This window comes from Streptomyces sp. B21-083 (assembly GCF_036898825.1).
Lineage (GTDB): Bacteria > Actinomycetota > Actinomycetes > Streptomycetales > Streptomycetaceae > Streptomyces.
On record NZ_JARUND010000001.1, the window covers coordinates 3,381,685 to 3,396,911 of the forward strand.

The 15,227-nt window shown below is 68.5% G+C and carries 15 protein-coding genes; 9 read left to right on the forward strand and 6 right to left on the reverse strand.

All coding sequences use genetic code 11. The features are described 5' to 3' along the window. Positions 1-49: 49 nt before the first annotated feature. Genes QA861_RS15090 through QA861_RS15100 form a run of 3 tightly spaced genes read left to right on the forward strand, consistent with a single transcriptional unit; the run spans position 50 to position 2,728 of the window. On the forward strand, positions 50-1,033 hold the full coding sequence (locus QA861_RS15090; RefSeq protein WP_334588836.1) for an ABC transporter permease: 984 nt from the start codon (positions 50-52) through the stop codon (positions 1,031-1,033). Between the two features lie 18 nt (positions 1,034-1,051). Beyond that, positions 1,052-2,113: an ABC transporter ATP-binding protein gene (locus QA861_RS15095; protein ID WP_334588837.1), complete on the forward strand. Its 1,062-nt coding sequence runs from the start codon at positions 1,052-1,054 to the stop codon at positions 2,111-2,113. Between the two features lie 30 nt (positions 2,114-2,143). Further along, entirely contained in the window at positions 2,144-2,728 is a 585-nt protein-coding gene (locus QA861_RS15100; protein ID WP_334588838.1) for a Uma2 family endonuclease, read from the forward strand. Between the two features lie 13 nt (positions 2,729-2,741). Here QA861_RS15100 and QA861_RS15105 read toward each other — a convergent pair whose 3' ends face one another. The 4 genes from QA861_RS15105 to QA861_RS15120 all read right to left on the reverse strand — a co-directional run bounded on the left by QA861_RS15105 (position 2,742) and on the right by QA861_RS15120 (position 5,894). Beyond that, positions 2,742-3,119 carry a VOC family protein gene (locus QA861_RS15105; protein ID WP_334588839.1) on the reverse strand — a complete coding sequence of 126 codons (378 nt, stop codon included), beginning with the start codon at positions 3,117-3,119 and terminating at the stop codon, positions 2,742-2,744. A gap of 75 nt (positions 3,120-3,194) precedes the next feature. Then, on the reverse strand, positions 3,195-3,605 hold the full coding sequence (locus QA861_RS15110) for a VOC family protein (RefSeq protein ID WP_334588840.1): 411 nt from the start codon (positions 3,603-3,605) through the stop codon (positions 3,195-3,197). A gap of 101 nt (positions 3,606-3,706) precedes the next feature. Then, positions 3,707-4,819, reverse strand: a complete 1,113-nt coding sequence (locus QA861_RS15115) for an ABC transporter ATP-binding protein (RefSeq protein WP_334588841.1) — start codon at positions 4,817-4,819, stop codon at positions 3,707-3,709. Positions 4,820-4,832: 13 nt separating this feature from the next. After that, on the reverse strand, positions 4,833-5,894 hold the full coding sequence (locus QA861_RS15120; RefSeq protein ID WP_334588842.1) for an ABC transporter ATP-binding protein: 1,062 nt from the start codon (positions 5,892-5,894) through the stop codon (positions 4,833-4,835). A 508-nt stretch (positions 5,895-6,402) separates the two neighbouring features. Here QA861_RS15120 and QA861_RS15125 point away from each other — a divergent pair. From QA861_RS15125 to QA861_RS15150, 6 genes are all read left to right on the forward strand, one after another. Continuing rightward, positions 6,403-8,235, forward strand: coding sequence for an ABC transporter substrate-binding protein (locus QA861_RS15125; RefSeq protein WP_334588843.1), 1,833 nt, complete (start codon positions 6,403-6,405; stop codon positions 8,233-8,235). Between the two features lie 32 nt (positions 8,236-8,267). Continuing rightward, positions 8,268-9,332, forward strand: coding sequence for an ABC transporter permease (locus QA861_RS15130; protein ID WP_334588844.1), 1,065 nt, complete (start codon positions 8,268-8,270; stop codon positions 9,330-9,332). Beyond that, entirely contained in the window at positions 9,329-10,258 is a 930-nt protein-coding gene (locus tag QA861_RS15135; RefSeq protein ID WP_334588845.1) for an ABC transporter permease, read from the forward strand. The genes QA861_RS15130 and QA861_RS15135 overlap by 4 nt, the downstream gene beginning before the upstream one ends. Further along, the gene (locus QA861_RS15140; RefSeq protein ID WP_334588846.1) at positions 10,255-11,262 is read left to right on the forward strand and encodes an ABC transporter ATP-binding protein; all 1,008 of its coding nucleotides are present in this window, start codon (positions 10,255-10,257) and stop codon (positions 11,260-11,262) included. Before QA861_RS15135 ends, QA861_RS15140 begins: the two co-directional genes overlap by 4 nt. Before the next feature lie 17 nt (positions 11,263-11,279). Continuing rightward, positions 11,280-12,305 carry an ABC transporter ATP-binding protein gene (locus QA861_RS15145; protein WP_334590560.1) on the forward strand — a complete coding sequence of 342 codons (1,026 nt, stop codon included), beginning with the start codon at positions 11,280-11,282 and terminating at the stop codon, positions 12,303-12,305. A gap of 115 nt (positions 12,306-12,420) precedes the next feature. Then, the gene (locus QA861_RS15150; RefSeq protein ID WP_334588847.1) at positions 12,421-12,933 is read left to right on the forward strand and encodes a DinB family protein; all 513 of its coding nucleotides are present in this window, start codon (positions 12,421-12,423) and stop codon (positions 12,931-12,933) included. 99 nt (positions 12,934-13,032) lie between these two features. On the opposite strand, the gene QA861_RS15155 is transcribed toward QA861_RS15150, so the two are convergent. Further along, positions 13,033-14,181 (reverse strand): ABC transporter ATP-binding protein, encoded by a 1,149-nt coding sequence (locus QA861_RS15155; RefSeq protein WP_334588848.1) that lies wholly within the window; start codon positions 14,179-14,181, stop codon positions 13,033-13,035. Next, positions 14,174-15,226 carry an ABC transporter ATP-binding protein gene (locus tag QA861_RS15160; protein ID WP_334588849.1) on the reverse strand — a complete coding sequence of 351 codons (1,053 nt, stop codon included), beginning with the start codon at positions 15,224-15,226 and terminating at the stop codon, positions 14,174-14,176. Before QA861_RS15160 ends, QA861_RS15155 begins: the two co-directional genes overlap by 8 nt. Position 15,227: the final 1 nt, after the last annotated feature.

The window sequence follows — 15,227 nt, forward strand, 5'->3', positions numbered from 1 at the left end:
CGCCCACCAGGGACCGGTGCCGGGGGTTCCGCCAGGGAATCCGATCGCCATGTACCGCTTCATCCTCCGCCGGACACTCAGCGCGCTGATGATCCTCCTCGTCATCAGCGCGATCACCTTCGTCCTCTTCTACGTCGCCCCGCGCGACCCGGCCCGCAGCGCCTGCGGCAAGCTCTGCACCCCGGAGACGCTCGCGCTCGTCCGGCGCAACCTCGGCATCGACGACCCGCTGCCCTTGCAGTACTGGCACTGGCTGGCCGGCGTGTTCGTGGGCCGCGACTACGCCGGCCTCGGCCACTGTTCGGCGCCCTGCCTGGGCTACTCCTTCACCAACCACGAGCCGGTCCTCGGCCTGATCACCAACCGCTTCCCCACCACCCTCTCCCTCACCCTGGGCAGCACGGTGGTGTTCGTGGTCCTCGGTGTCGGTACGGGCATGCTCGCCGCGGTGAAGCAGGGCCGGGCCCTGGACAAGATCGCGTCGTCGGTCTCGCTGATCGGCTCGTCCCTGCAGATCTACATCGTCGGCGTGGTCGCCATGTACTACCTCTCCGACCAGTGGGGCATCCTCCCCCGCCCCCAGGACAGCGTCGGCTTCAGCCAGGACCCGGTGGCCTGGTTCAAGGGCCTGCTGCTGCCCTGGTTCGTCCTCGCGATCATCTTCACCGCCAACTACACCCGGATGACCCGCTCCCAGCTCGTGGAGACCCTCGCCGAGGACTACGTCCGTACGGCCCGCGCCAAGGGCCTGTCCCGGCGCACGGTGTTCTTCCGGTTCGCCTGGCGGGGCGCCATGGGCCCGATCGTCACGATCCTGGGCCTCGACATCGGCTATCTGCTCGGCGGCGCGATCATCACGGAGGAGACCTTCGGCCTGCACGGCATCGGCGCCCTGTCCATCAAGGCGGTACGGGACAACGACCTGCCGCTGCTGCTGGGGGTGGTCCTGGTGGCCGCGGCGGCGATCGTCGTGGCCAACATCGTGGTGGACGCGGTGTACGCGCTGATCGACCCGCGGATCAGGCTCGCTTAGAAATGCCGGGTGACCCTGATGCCTGAGCCGACCGTCGCCGCCGCCGTCGACGTCGCCGCCGAACCCTTCCTGTCCGTACGGGACTTGACGGTGCAGTTCGCCACCGACGACGGGGTGGTGCGGGCCGTCGACGGCCTCTCCTTCGACGTGGGGCGCGGCCGGACCCTGGGTATCGTCGGCGAGTCCGGCTCGGGCAAGTCGGTGACGAACCTGGCGATCCTCGGCCTGCACGACCGCAGGCGTACGACGCTGACCGGGGAGATCGTGCTGGACGGCAAGGAGTTGCTGACGGCGCGGGAACGGGAGCTGGAGAAGCTCCGCGGCAGCAAGATGGCGATGATCTTCCAGGACGCACTGGCGTCCCTGTCGCCGTTCCACACGGTGGGCCGGCAGATCGCCGAGACGTACACCAAGCACACGGGCGCGTCCCGCGGGGAGTCCAGGGCCCGTGCGGTGGAGATGCTGAGGCGCGTGGGCATCCCGCAGCCGGCGCTCCGGGCCGACGACTACCCCCACCAGTTCTCGGGCGGCATGCGTCAACGGGTCATGATCGCCATGGCGTTGGTCTGCGACCCGGAACTCCTCATCGCCGACGAACCGACGACCTCCCTGGACGTCACGGTCCAGGCCCAGATCATGGACCTGCTGAGGGACCTCCAGCAAAAGTTCGGCACGTCGATCGTCTTCATCACGCACGACCTGGGCGTCATCTCCCGTATGGCGGACGACATCCTGGTGATGTACGGGGGCCGGGCGGTGGAGCGGGGCACCCGCAACGAGGTACTGAGGGCGCCCCAACACCCGTACACCTGGGGGCTGTTGGGCGCGATGCCCACCCTGAACGCCCCGGTGGACATCCCCCTGTCCCCGATCCCGGGCACACCCCCGTCCCTCCTCGACCCGCCCCCCGGATGCCGCTTCCACCCCCGCTGCGCCTTCACGGAACAGGTCCCGGCAGGCCGCTGCGCGAGCCGACGCCCCTTCCTGCCCCCTACCGCCGTCCATGGCGCGGCCTGCCATCTGACGGCGGTCCAACGCGGGGAGTACTACCTGGACTATGTGGGTGCGGACACAAGATGACGCGAAGGACCTGATCGCTACTCTCCGGGGATGGACTACGCGAAGATGCGCGCGATCGCCGAGGAGCTCACGGCCTACGCCGAATCGCTCGAAGGGACCTGGAAGGTCGAGGTCGGCCCTTCGGGCCCCTTCCTGGCTATGATCAGCCCGTCGAAGCGTCGCGAGGGTACGGTCCGGCGCATCCGCAACCAGCTGGACGAGCAGCTCCTCACCACGCACCCCGGCTACATCTGCGCGAGCGGTCCCGAGATCGAGCACCCGGCCATAAGCCGCATGCGTCGCCCCGATGCCGTCGTCATCCCCGAGGACGTCCTCGATGAGGAGGGACTCGCCGTCGACGCGACCCAGGTGCTGGCGGTCATCGAAATCGTCTCGCCGTCCGACCCGAACAACGACTACGGCGAGAAGCTCACCGAGTACCCCGCGATGGGCATCGCCCACTACATGATCGTCGATCCCCGCACGGGCACCATCGAGGTGCACTCCGACCCGTGCAAGGGCCGTTACCAGCGAAAGGACCCGTTCATCTTCGGCGACTCGGTGCCGGTCGGCCCCTGGACGGCGGAGACACACGCGTTCCGCCGTTACGGCAGGGCCGGGAACGCCCCGAGCTGAACGCCGTCGGCGGTCAGCCCAGTTCCCCGCGCTCCACGCAGAACTCGTTGCCCTCCGGGTCGGCCATCAGGACCCAGCCGCTCCCGTCCGGCCTGCGGTGGTCCGCGACGACCCGGGCGCCGAGGGAGACGACGCGCTCGACCTCCTCGTCTCGGGTGCGCCCGTGCGGACGCAGGTCGAGGTGGACGCGGTTCTTGGCCGTCTTGCCCTCCGGCACCCGGACGAAGAGCAGCCTCGGGCCACCGTCCGGGTCCTCGATCAGCGCCTCCGGGTCGCCGGGTTTGTCGTCGTCGGCCAGCGGGCGGCCGAGCAACTCGCTCCAGAACAGCCCGAGATCGTAGGGGTCGCCGGTGCAGTCGAAGGTGATGCTGTGGATGGTGGAGAAGGACAACCTAGGCCTCCAGGCCGTGTGAGGGTCAACGCCCCGCAGCCTCCCCGAGCTCACCGACGATGTCGAACGATTAAGTCACGAGGCAGACACACCGGAGTGTCCATCGCCCCCCGCCACGAGTTCCACCTCGAACCCGTCCTCGTTCTCCAGGTACGCCGCGTAGTGCTCTGCCCCGCCCGCATACGGATGTCGGTCGGGGAAGAGCAGGGTCCAGCCGTGAGCCGGGGCCTCGGTCACCAGGGCGTCCAAAGCCGGACGCGAAGGGGCGTGGAAGGCAAGGTGGTTGAGACCTGGACGCATGCGGTCGTGGTGGTCTCCGTGCAGGGCCGGCGACTGCTCGACCACCAGATACGTGTCCCCGTACCGCCAACTGCTCCCTCGTGGCCAGCTCTGGTACGGGACGCACCCCAGTCGCTCCAGGAGCCAGCCCCAGGAGGTGATCGCACGGTTCAGGTCCGGCACCCACAGCTCGATGTGGTGGAACACTCTCGGTCCCGAGTTCCCTTCAACGAGGGAGGGGCGAGGGCCCGTGACCCCCGCCTCTCTACTTCGAGTTCGCCATCGTCGCCCGACGGGCGCGACTCCGGTCAGCCCGCGTCCCCCTCCAGCGCCTTCAGCGCCGGGTCCAGGACGACATCCGCGTCTCGCGCCTCCGTCGTCGGGTCCTCCGGGAAATGACAGGCCGTCAGGTGACCCTCGCGGTTGCCGGAGATCTGGACCAGCGGGGGCTCCTCGCTCGCGCACTTGTCCTGCGCCTTCCAGCAGCGCGTACGGAAACGGCAGCCGGACGGCGGGTGTATCGGCGAGGGGACGTCACCGGCGAGGCGGATGCGCTCGCGGGACTCCGTCTCGTCGTCCATCGCCACCTCGGGGACGGCGGACAGCAGAGCGTGCGTGTACGGGTGACGCGGGCGGTCGTAGATCGACTCCCGGTCGCCGACCTCGACGATCTTGCCGAGGTACATCACCGCGACCCGCTGCGAGAAGTGCCGCACGATGGCCAGGTCGTGGGCGATGAACAGGAACGCGATGCCCATCTCCTCCTGGACCTTCTTGAGGAGGTTCACCACCTGGGCCTGGATGGAGACGTCCAGCGCGGAGACCGGCTCGTCCGCCACGATCAGCTTCGGCTTCAGGGCCAGCGCGCGGGCCACCCCGATGCGCTGCCGCTGACCGCCGGAGAACTCGTGCGGGAAGCGGTTGTAGTGCTCGGGGTTGAGCCCGACCAGCTCCAGCAGCTCCCGGACCCGGTTCTCCCGGCCGCCCGACGGCTCGATCCCGTTGACCTCCATCGGCGACTTGATGATCGTACCGACGGTCTGGCGCGGGTTCAGCGAGCTGTACGGGTCCTGGAAGATCATCTGGATCTCGGAACGGACCGGCGCCAGCTGCCTGCGCGAGGCGTGCGTGATGTCCTGACCGGAGTACGTGATCTTGCCGCCGGTCGGCTCCAGGAGACGGGTGAGGAGCCGGCCCGCGGTCGACTTGCCGCAGCCCGACTCGCCCACCATGCCGACGCTCTCGGCGACATTGATGGTCAGATCGATGCCGTCGACCGCCTGAACGGCGCCGACCTTCCGTTTGATCGGGAAGCCGCCGTAGATCGGGAAGTGCTTCGTGAGTCCCTCGACCTTGAGCAGTTCCTCGGTCGACGTACCGGTGGAACCCTCCTGTGTGGGGAGGGTGAGGTTGTCGCTCATGTCTCGGTGCTCCCTAGCGCAGCCGGGGCTGGATCTTGTCGATGAAGATGGTCTGCTTCTGCTCCGCCGACAGATGGCACGCGGAGTCGCGCCCGTCCCCCAGCGACGGCCGTACGTCGGTGCAGAGGCTGCCCGACACCTCGCTGGTGAACGCGCAGCGCGGGTGGAAGGGGCAGCCCGAGGGCGGGTTGAGCAGTGACGGCGGTGAGCCGGGGATCGGCATCAGCGCCTCGTTGATGTCACCGTCCAGGCGCGGCATGGAGGTGAGCAGACCCCAGGCGTACGGGTGCTGCGGCGTGCGGAGTACTTCCTTCACGGAGCCGCGCTCCACGGCCCGGCCGGCGTACATCACCAGCAGGTCGTCGGCCATGTTCGAGATGACGCCGAGGTCGTGCGTGATGAAGATGATCGCGGAGCCGAACTCCTGCTGGAGGTCCTTGAGCAGGTCAAGGATCTGGGCCTGCACCGTCACATCCAGCGCGGTGGTGGGCTCGTCGGCGATCAGCAGGTCGGGGTCGCACATCAGCGCCATGGCGATCATCGCGCGCTGACGCATACCGCCGGAGAACTGGTGCGGATAGTCGTCGAAGCGCGTCTTGGGCTGCGGGATGCCGACCTTCTCCAGCATCTGCACGGCCCGGTCCTTCGCCTCCTTCTTGGAGGCGCCCCGGTGCTTCATGTAGGGCTCGGACAGCTGGCGGCCCACCGTGTAGTAGGGGGAGAGCGCGGTCAGCGGGTCCTGGAAGATCATCGCCATCTTGTTGCCGCGGAGCTGTTCGAGCTCCTTCTCCGTGGCGGTGACGAGTTCCTTGCCGTCGAGAATGATCTCGCCGTCGACGGTCGTGCTCATCGGGTTGTGCAGACCGAGGATCGTCAGGTTCGTGACGGACTTGCCCGATCCGGACTCGCCCACGATGCCCAGGGTCTTGCCGCGCTCGACGTCGAAGGAGAGTCCGTCGACCGCCTTGACGATGCCGTCCTCGGTGGAGAACTGCACCTTGAGATCGCGGACCGAGAGGAAGCTGTCCGGACCGGTCGGGGCCGGTGCGCCCTCGGGCTTGGTCAGTGTGGTCACGGTGGTTCGCTCTTCCTGGGAGTGCCGAACCTGCAGGTCGACATAGGCATACAGGACGTCGGTAAGAACATTCCGTGCCAGGCCGTGAAGGCGGGCAGGCGGCGATTCCGGATGCAAGGCATTCATGAGCCAACGGACTTCTGCGGTACGCCTGTCGCGGTACGCACAGACGATGCCGGCCGACAGGAGCAGGCCTGCGTCGACTCACTTCAGCGCAACGCGACCTCAACCGCCGAGGTGCGGGCCGCACTCGTTCGGGGGCTGTCACGCTCCCACCAGGGGTGCGTCACCGGTCTGGACCAATAGCGGCTCCACTCTCGCGTCAACGTCACGTTTCCGCAGGCCACGCCGGGTTGGCGCACCGTTGACGGGCACAGACCACCACTGATAGATACCTGATCAACCCACTTCGCCCACCCGGTCGAGCCGGGCCCGGCGCCCCCCACCCAGCCGTCCCTGTGCGAGCGATGACACGAGGTCAGGTTCTATGAATGCTCACGACCGACGCATGAGAGGGAACCGAAGCCAGAGGAGCGGTGCGCGCCGGCTCCTCACCGCCGCCCTGGCGCTCTCGGCCGCTGTCTCGGCTCCGCTCAGCCTCACGCCACAGGACGCGGCTGCGGCGGAGGGCGACAAGGTCCTCACCGTCGCCGTCGCCCAGAGCGTCGACTCCCTGAGCCCGTTCCTCGCGTCCAGGCTGGTCAGCACCAGCATCCACCGGCTGATGTACGAGTATCTGACCAACTACGACCCCAAGGACGCCCACCCGGTTCCGGGGCTCGCCACCAAGTGGACGCCGTCCGCCGACAAGCTCACCTGGACGTACACGATCCGCTCCGACTCCAAGTGGTCGGACGGGCAGCAGACCACAGCCGAGGACGCGGCGTGGACGTTCAACAAGATGATGACCGACGAGGGGGCCGCCACCGCGAACGGCAGCTACGTCGGCAACTTCGAGAAGGTGACGGCTCCGAGCCCGACCCAGCTCGTCATCGAACTGAAGAAGCCGCAGGCCACGATGGCCGCCCTCGACGTGCCGATCGTGCCCAAGCACGTCTGGGAGAAGGTCGGGGACCTCTCCGGGTTCAACAACGACAAGAGCTTCCCCATTGTCGGCAACGGGCCGTTCGTCCTCACCGGCTACAAGGCCGACAGCTACGTCCGCCTCAAGGCCAATAAGAGTTTCTGGCGCGGCGCCCCGAAATTCGACGAGCTGGTCTTCCGGTACTACAAGGACCAGGACGCGGCCGTCGCCGCACTGCGCAAGGGTGAGGTCTCCTTCGTCGCCGGGGCCCCCGCCCTGACGCCCGCTCAAGCCGAGTCCCTCAAGAGCGTCAAGAACATCCACGTCAACGAAGCGCCCGGCCGCCGCTTCTACGCCCTCGCCGTCAACCCGGGCGCGAAGGCCGCGAACGGCCGGAAGTTCGGTGACGGAGACCCCTCGCTCCTCGACGAGCGGGTGCGGCACGCCCTGTTCATGGCCGTTGACCGTACAACTCTCGTCGACAGGGTCTTCCAGGGCCACGCGGTCGAGGGCGAGGGCTACATCCCGCCGCGCTTCTCGACGTATTTCTGGAAACCCTCGGCAAGCCAGAAACTCGCCTACGACCCCGCGAAGGCGGCCCAACTCCTCGACCAGGCCGGCTACCGGAAGAACGGCGACGGCAAACGGGTCGGCAAGGACGGCAAGCCGATCACCTATCGCATCCTGTGCCACGCGACCGACCCGAATGACAAGGCCGTCGGCCAGTACCTCCAGGAGTGGTGGAGCGACCTCGGCATCGGTGTGAAGCTCGACTGCCTGGACAACGTGAGCGATCCGTGGCTCGCCGGCACCTACGACCTGGCCTTCGACGGCTGGTCCGTCAACCCCGACCCGGATTTCGTCCTGTCGATCCACACCTGCGGGGCCCTGCCCGCCACGCCCAAGGACGTGGGCGCAACCGACAACTTCGTCTGCGACAAGAAGTACGACGACCTGTACGCGCGGCAGCTCGCCGAGTACGACTCCGCCGAACGGGCGAACATCGTCCAACAGATGGAGTCACGGCTGTACGACCTGGGGTACATGAACGTCATGGCGTACCCGAACGCGGTCGAGGCCTACCGCACGGACCAGATCAAGTCGATCACCACCATGCCGGAGAAGGCGGGCAACATCTACGGCCAGGACGGCTACTGGAGTTGGTGGTCGGCGGTTCCCGCTTCCGCCGACAACTCGTCCGACGACTCCGGCCCGGCGGGGGTCATCGCAGGCACTGTCGGAGGTCTCGCGGTCGTCCTCGGTGCCGTGGTGTTCTTCGTGATGCGCCGCCGAGCCGGTGCAGAGGATCGCGAGTAACCGATGAACGACTGTGCCCTGAGGGGCTGTCGATGACCGCTGACGCAGTATCGGCGTCGGTCGCGGAGGCCGGCGGGGCGGCCGTCGCCGCCCCGCCGGACCGCGGTCCCCGCCGCGCCCGGGCCGCCTACCTCCGGTACGGGGCGGGCAAGCTGGGCGGCGCTGTCGTCTCCCTGCTCGCCGTCCTCGTCACCAGCTTCTTCCTCTTCCGGCTGATCCCCGGCGACCCGGTCAAGACCATGACGGGTGGACGCCAGGTGTCGGCTGCCCAACTGGCCTCATACCGGCGGGAGTTCGGTCTGGATCTGCCGCTGTGGCAGCAGTTCACGGACTACTGCGGCAAGGCTCTGACCGGCGACCTCGGCACGTCGTACCAGTTCCGGGCGCCTGTGATCGACAAGATCACCGAGGCACTGCCGAACACCCTGATTCTCACAGGCACCGCGTTCGTCCTGTACACCGCGCTCGGCGTCTTCCTGGGCACCCGTGCGGCGTGGCGGAGTGGCGGAACAGGTGACCGGCTCAACACCGGTCTCGCGCTCGCTCTCTACTCGATTCCGTCGTTCTGGCTCGGGCTGCTGCTCATCATCGTCTTCTCGGTGGGGATCGGCCCGATCCCGGGGCTCTTCCCGACCGGCGGCATGGAGTCGGGCGGTGAGACAGGATTCGCGTACGTCCTCGATGTCGCCCACCATCTCGTCCTGCCGGTGGTGACGCTGGTCGCCGTCGAGTACGGACAGACCCTGCTCGTCACCCGCTCGGCGCTGCTCGACGAGATGGGCGGCGACTATCTGACGACCGCCCGCGCGAAGGGCCTCAGGGACGACCTGGTCCGGCGTCGGCATGCCGTGCCGAACGCCATGCTGCCGACCATGACGCTGATCTTCGTCAACCTCGGCCGGACCGTCGCGGGCGTGATCCTCGTAGAGACCGTCTTCTCCTGGCCGGGCCTCGGAGGGCTCTTCTACCAAGCCCTGAGCGTGCCCGATCTCCCGCTCGTCCAGGGGCTGTTCTTCGTCTTCGCCACGGCGGTGATCGTGATGAACACGCTGGCCGATCTGCTCTATCCGCTCCTCGATCCCAGGGTGGGCCGATGACCGCCGAAGCGACTTCCCCGGCGGCGCGCGCTCCGGCCGGTCCGCGGCGACTTGCCCGGCAGCGGCGCCGCGCCTCCGTCTTCCGGTTCTGGAATCGGTACCGAAGCCACCGCGCCGGACTTCTGGGCCTGGCGCTGCTCGCCCTCTTCGCGCTGGCCGCGCTGACCGCGCCACTGACGGTCGGTTCGGACGTCTCAAGCGTGACGGACGCGCCAGGACAGCCGATGGAGAGCCCGAGCGGTGCGTTCCCGCTGGGCACCGACCGGTTCGGGCGCGATCTGCTGGGCCTGCTCGTCTGGGGCACGCGGGTCTCCCTGCTCATCGGGCTCCTCGCGGCGCTGCTCTCCGTGGTGATCGGGGCACTGGTCGGGATCACCGCCGGACACTTCCGTGGGGTGTACGCGTCTGTGATCATGCGGGTCACCGACTGGTTCCTGGTGATGCCGACACTCGTGCTCGCCATCGCGCTGGCCACCGTCATGTCCCGCTCGCTGGGCACGGTGGTGCTGGCGATCGGCGTGACGTCCTGGCCGACCACGGCCCGGCTGGTGCGGGCGCAGACGCTGGCGGTGGAGTCGCGGCCGTACATCGAACGCGCGAAGGCGCTCGGCGGTGGGCACTGGCACGTCATGTCCCGGCATGTGCTGCCCAACGTGATGCCGCTGGTGCTGGCACAGGCCACACTGATCATCTCCTCCTCCATCCTCGCCGAGGCGACCCTCGCCTTCCTCGGACTCGGCGATCCGACGGTCGTGTCCTGGGGCGGCCTGCTCCAGGAGGCACGCGAGGCGGGCGCGGTCAGCTCCGGCGACTGGTGGTATCTGGTACCGCCGGGCATCGCGATCGCCGTCGTCGCGCTGGCGTTCACCCTGTGCGGGCGCGCGGTGGAATCCGTTCTCAACCCCAGGCTGGGCGTGGCCCGTTGAATCTGCTGGAGGTCCGGAACCTCACTGTCACCTACGCGGGCGGGGCAGCCGCCCTACGCGGTGTGGACCTGTCGCTGCCGGTCGGCCAGAAACTCGGCATCGCGGGCGAGTCGGGCTGCGGCAAGTCGACGTTGGCGCTCGCGCTGCTCAGGCTGCTGCCGGCCGGGACCCGGATCGGCGGGGAGATCCTGCTGGACGGTGAGGACATCCTGACAATGCGGTGGGGACAGGTACGGGCCATCCGCTGGGCAGGAGCGTCGATCGTCTTCCAGGGGGCGATGCACTCGCTCAACGCCGTGCACCGCGTGGGCGACCAGATCGCGGAGCCGATTCTGCTGCACCGCAAGGCGACCCCGACCGCGGCGCGGAGGAGAGTGGGTGAACTGCTGGAGCACGTAGGCCTGCCGACGGCGCGGGCTTCGGCGTATCCACACGAACTCTCCGGCGGCCAGCGCCAGCGGGTCATGATCGCCATGGCTCTGGCCTGCGACCCGCAGCTGATCATCGCCGACGAGCCCACGACAGCCCTGGACGTGATGATCCAGGCACAGATCCTGAGGCTGATCGAGCAGCTCGTCACCGAGCAGGACCTGGGCCTGATCATGATCAGTCACGACCTGGCGGTCCTCGCCGACACCTGCGACCGGCTTGCCGTGATGTACGCGGGCCGGGTGGTCGAGGAGGGGCCGGCCCGGGAGGTACCGGCGGGTGCCCGGCACCCGTACGCGGCGGCCCTCTCGGCGGCGTTCCCCCGCATCGGAGACCTGACATCGCGGTTCGCACCGCGTGGCCTGCCGGGTGATCCACCGGATCCGGCCGCGCTCCCCACCGGCTGCGCCTTCCACCCGCGCTGTCCGATGGCGCTGGAGTCCTGCTCGGTACAGGACCAGGAGCTGCGGGACGCGGGCGCGGGCAGACGGGCGGCGTGCGTGCGGGTGGCGTCGGGCACGGCGGTGCCCGTGGAGAGACACGAGGGGGAAGACCTGAGGAGCAGCGCGCCGTGAGTGAGGACCACCAGCCCCTGACGGAGGACCGGCACGCGCCGGCCTCCACTCCGCCGGACACCGTCCCGCCGCTGCTGGCCGCCGAGGGCCTCCACGTCGTTTTCCCCGGCCGGCAGGGTGCTCCGAGCGCCCGTGCTGTCGATGGGGTCGACCTCGACATCCGCCCGGGCGAGATCATCGCGCTGGTCGGTGAGTCCGGCTGCGGCAAGACGACGCTGGCCCGCTCGCTCCTCGGCCTGGTTCGGCCGACCGGGGGCCGCGTCAGCTTCGGCGGGAAGCCGCTGGAGTACTCCTCTCGGGGGCTGAAGGCGTACCGAAAGCGCGTGCAGCTGGTGCTCCAGGATCCGACCGGATCGCTGAACCCGCGGCACACGGTGTACGACGCGGTGGCCGAGGGACTGCGAATCCACAGATACGCCGGAGACGAGCGGGCGGCGGTCGCGGGAGCCCTTTCCCGAGCGGGCCTGCGACCGCCCGAGCGCTTCTTCCTGAGCTACCCGCACGAGCTGTCCGGAGGCCAGCGTCAGCGCGTGGTCATCGCCGGTGCCCTGGTCCTGGAGCCCGAACTCATCGTCGCCGATGAGCCGGTGGCCTCGCTGGACGCCTCCGTGCGCGGCGAGATCCTTGCCCTGCTGCTGCGCCTGCGGGCCGAACTGGGCCTGTCCGCCCTGGTGGTGACCCACGATCTGGGCCTGGCGTGGAACATCGCCGACCGGGTCGCGGTGATGTACCTGGGCCGGATCGTGGAGACGGGGGACGTCGAACAGGTCCTCGCGGCACCTCGGCACCCCTACACCCAGGCCCTGTTGTCGGTCCTCCCGGAGGCACCGGGCGACCCCGTGATTCTCACCGGCGAACCCCCCGACCCCTCACGTGTCCCCACCGGTTGCCGCTTCCATGTCCGCTGCCAGATCCTGGCGAACGGGGAGGCGGAGCGAGCGGGCGTCGCGGACGACTGCCGGACCCAGGATCTGGAGGTGCTGGGCGGCGGCAGAGGGGAACAGGTGGCGTGCCACTGGGCGCGAGCGAGAGTCCCCGACTGATGTCGTGAACGGTGGCACCGTCATGGTCGCCGCCTCGACCTCGCCGAGGTCTTGCGCGGCGGACGGCGGTTTATTCGTTCGACAGCCGACCGCCGATCCGGGATGCTCACCGGCGATGACCCGAACCGATACGCCTCCCGCGTGGGACGAGCGCACCCAGTTGTCCACCTTCCTCGACTACGTACGTGACACCGCCCGCGCCAAGTGCGAGGGCGTGTCCCCGGAGGACGCCGTCAAGGCGCCGCTGCCGGGATCGCCGTTGATGACCCTGTGCGGGCTGATCAACCATCTGCGGTGGGTGGAGTTCTGGTGGTTCCAGGCGGTGTTCCTGGGCGAAGAGCTCGCGGGCCCGCTCCTGGAGGAAACGGACGACGACCCGGATCCGGAGATGCGGCTGGCCGTGGAGTTCCCGCTCGCTCAGCTCCTCGCCGAGTACGAGGAACAGAGCGCCCGTTACCGGGAGTTGATCGCGACCCGCGACCTCGACGAGTTGGCCGAGCGGCCCGTCCGCGACGGCCTCCACGTGAACCTCCGCTGGGTGATCCTCCACCTCATCGAGGAGACCGCCCGCCACAACGGTCACATCGACATCGTCCGTGAACTGATCGACGGCGTGACGGGCGACTGAGCGGCGCGGGTCATACGGGAAAGCAGCGCGACCGCTGGTGAAAAGCCGGTTCCCGGCACCCCATCGGGGTACCGGGAACCGGTGCGAACCAGGAAGACCTCAGGCCGCGTGCACGACGTCCTTCTCCTCGGCGAAGTGGCACGCCGACTCGTGAGCCGCGTTGGAGTCCGAGCCCCTGAAGCGCTCGGGGACCGCCAGCAGCGGCGTCTCCTCGGCACACTTGTCCTGCGCCTTCCAGCACCGGGTCCGGAAGCTGCAGCCGGACGGCGGGTTGGCGGGCGACGGCACGTCACCGGTCAGGATGATCCGCTCCCGGCCCTCACGGGCGTCCGGGTCGGGCACCGGGACCGCCGACAGCAACGCCTGGGTGTAGGGGTGTGTCGGGTGGTCGTAGATCTGCTCGTCGGTGCCGATCTCGGCCATCTTGCCGAGGTACATCACCCCCACACGGTCCGAGATGTGCCGGACGATCGACAGGTCGTGGGCGATGAAGATGTAGGAGAGGTTGAACTCGTCCTGCAGTCGCTCCATCAGGTTGATGACCTGTGCCTGGACGGACACGTCGAGCGCCGACACCGGCTCGTCACAGATGATGATCTCCGGGTTCAGGGCCAGACCGCGCGCGATACCGATGCGCTGACGCTGGCCGCCGGAGAACTGGTGCGGATACCGGTTGACGTACTCGGGGTTGAGGCCGACGACGTCGAGCAGTTCCTGCACCTTGCGGCGACGGTCGCCCTTGGGGGCCACCTCGGGGTGGATGTCGAAGGGCTCCCCGATGATGTCGCCGACCGTCATACGCGGGTTGAGCGAGGTGTACGGGTCCTGGAAGACCATCTGGATATTGCGTCGCACAGCCTTCAGCGCGCGCCCGGACAGCTTGGTGATGTCCTGGCCCTTGTAGAAGACCTCGCCGGCCGTCGCCCGCTCCAGGGTCATCAGAAGCTTGGCCACGGTGGACTTGCCGCAGCCGGACTCTCCCACGATGCCCAGGGTCTCGCCCTGGTACAGGTCGAAGGAGATGCCGTCGACCGCCTTGACGGCGCCGACCTGCTTCTTGAACAGGACGCCCATGGTCAGCGGGAAGTGCTTCACCAGGTTGCGCACCTGGAGGATCGGTTCGCCCCGCTCGACGGGTGCTTCGATCGCGGCGACCGACTCCGTTCCGGAGCGGGCTTCCACCACCTCGACGTCGGAGACGTTCGGCGTTACGTCCTGCGGCTCCTCGTTCTTGCTGAGCTCAGCCATGGATCGTCTCCGTCCAGAAGTGGCACGCCGAACCGCGGCCGGCCAGCTCGGTGCCGTCCCGCTCCGTGACTTGAAGCAGGTCCGGGACCTGCGTACGGCAGATGTCCTCGGCCCTGGGACAGCGCGGGTTGAAGGCGCAACCAGTCGGAACACGCAGCAGGTTGGGCGGCAGGCCCTTGATCGCGTACAGCTCCTGGCCCTTCTGGTCCAGGCGCGGGATCGAGTCCAGCAGGCCGCGGGTGTACGGGTGCGCCGGCCGCTTGTACAGCTCGTGGACCGGGGCACGCTCCACGATCCGGCCCGCGTACATCACCGCGATCTTGTCCGCGACGTCGGCGACCACGCCCAGGTCGTGGGTGATCAGGATGAGGCCCATGTTGTACTCGCGCTGCAACTCGGCGAGCAGGTCCATGACCTGGGCCTGGACCGTCACGTCGAGGGCCGTCGTGGGCTCGTCGGCGATGATCAGATCCGGCTCCAGGGCCAGCGCCATGGCGATCATGATGCGCTGACGCATGCCCCCGGAGAACTGGTGCGCGTAGTCGTTCACACGGGCGGCGGCGGCCGGGATCTTCACCCGGTCCATCAGCTCGATCGACTTGAGCTTGGCGTCCTTCTTGGACATGCCGTGGTGGACGCGGAACATCTCGCCCAGCTGGTAACCGACGCTGAGCACCGGGTTGAGCGAGCTGAGCGCGTCCTGGAAGATCATGGCGATGCCCTGACCGCGGATGCGGCGGCGCTCCTCGTCGGACATCTTGAGCATGTCCTGGCCCTGGAAGAGGATCTCCCCCTGGGGGATCCGCGCCGGCGGCATGTCGAGAATGCCCATGATCGCCTGCGCGGTCACCGACTTGCCGGAGCCGGACTCGCCGAGCACGGCGAGCGTCTCGCCCGCGTGCACGTTGTAGTTGACACCGTTGACGGCTCGTACGACTCCCTCACGGGTGGCGAACTCGACGTGCAGGTCACGCACTTCGAGCAGGGGGGCGTCCTCGCCGTCGCGGGGCCCCGGTACCGGAGCTACTTGTTCGATGGTGGTCATG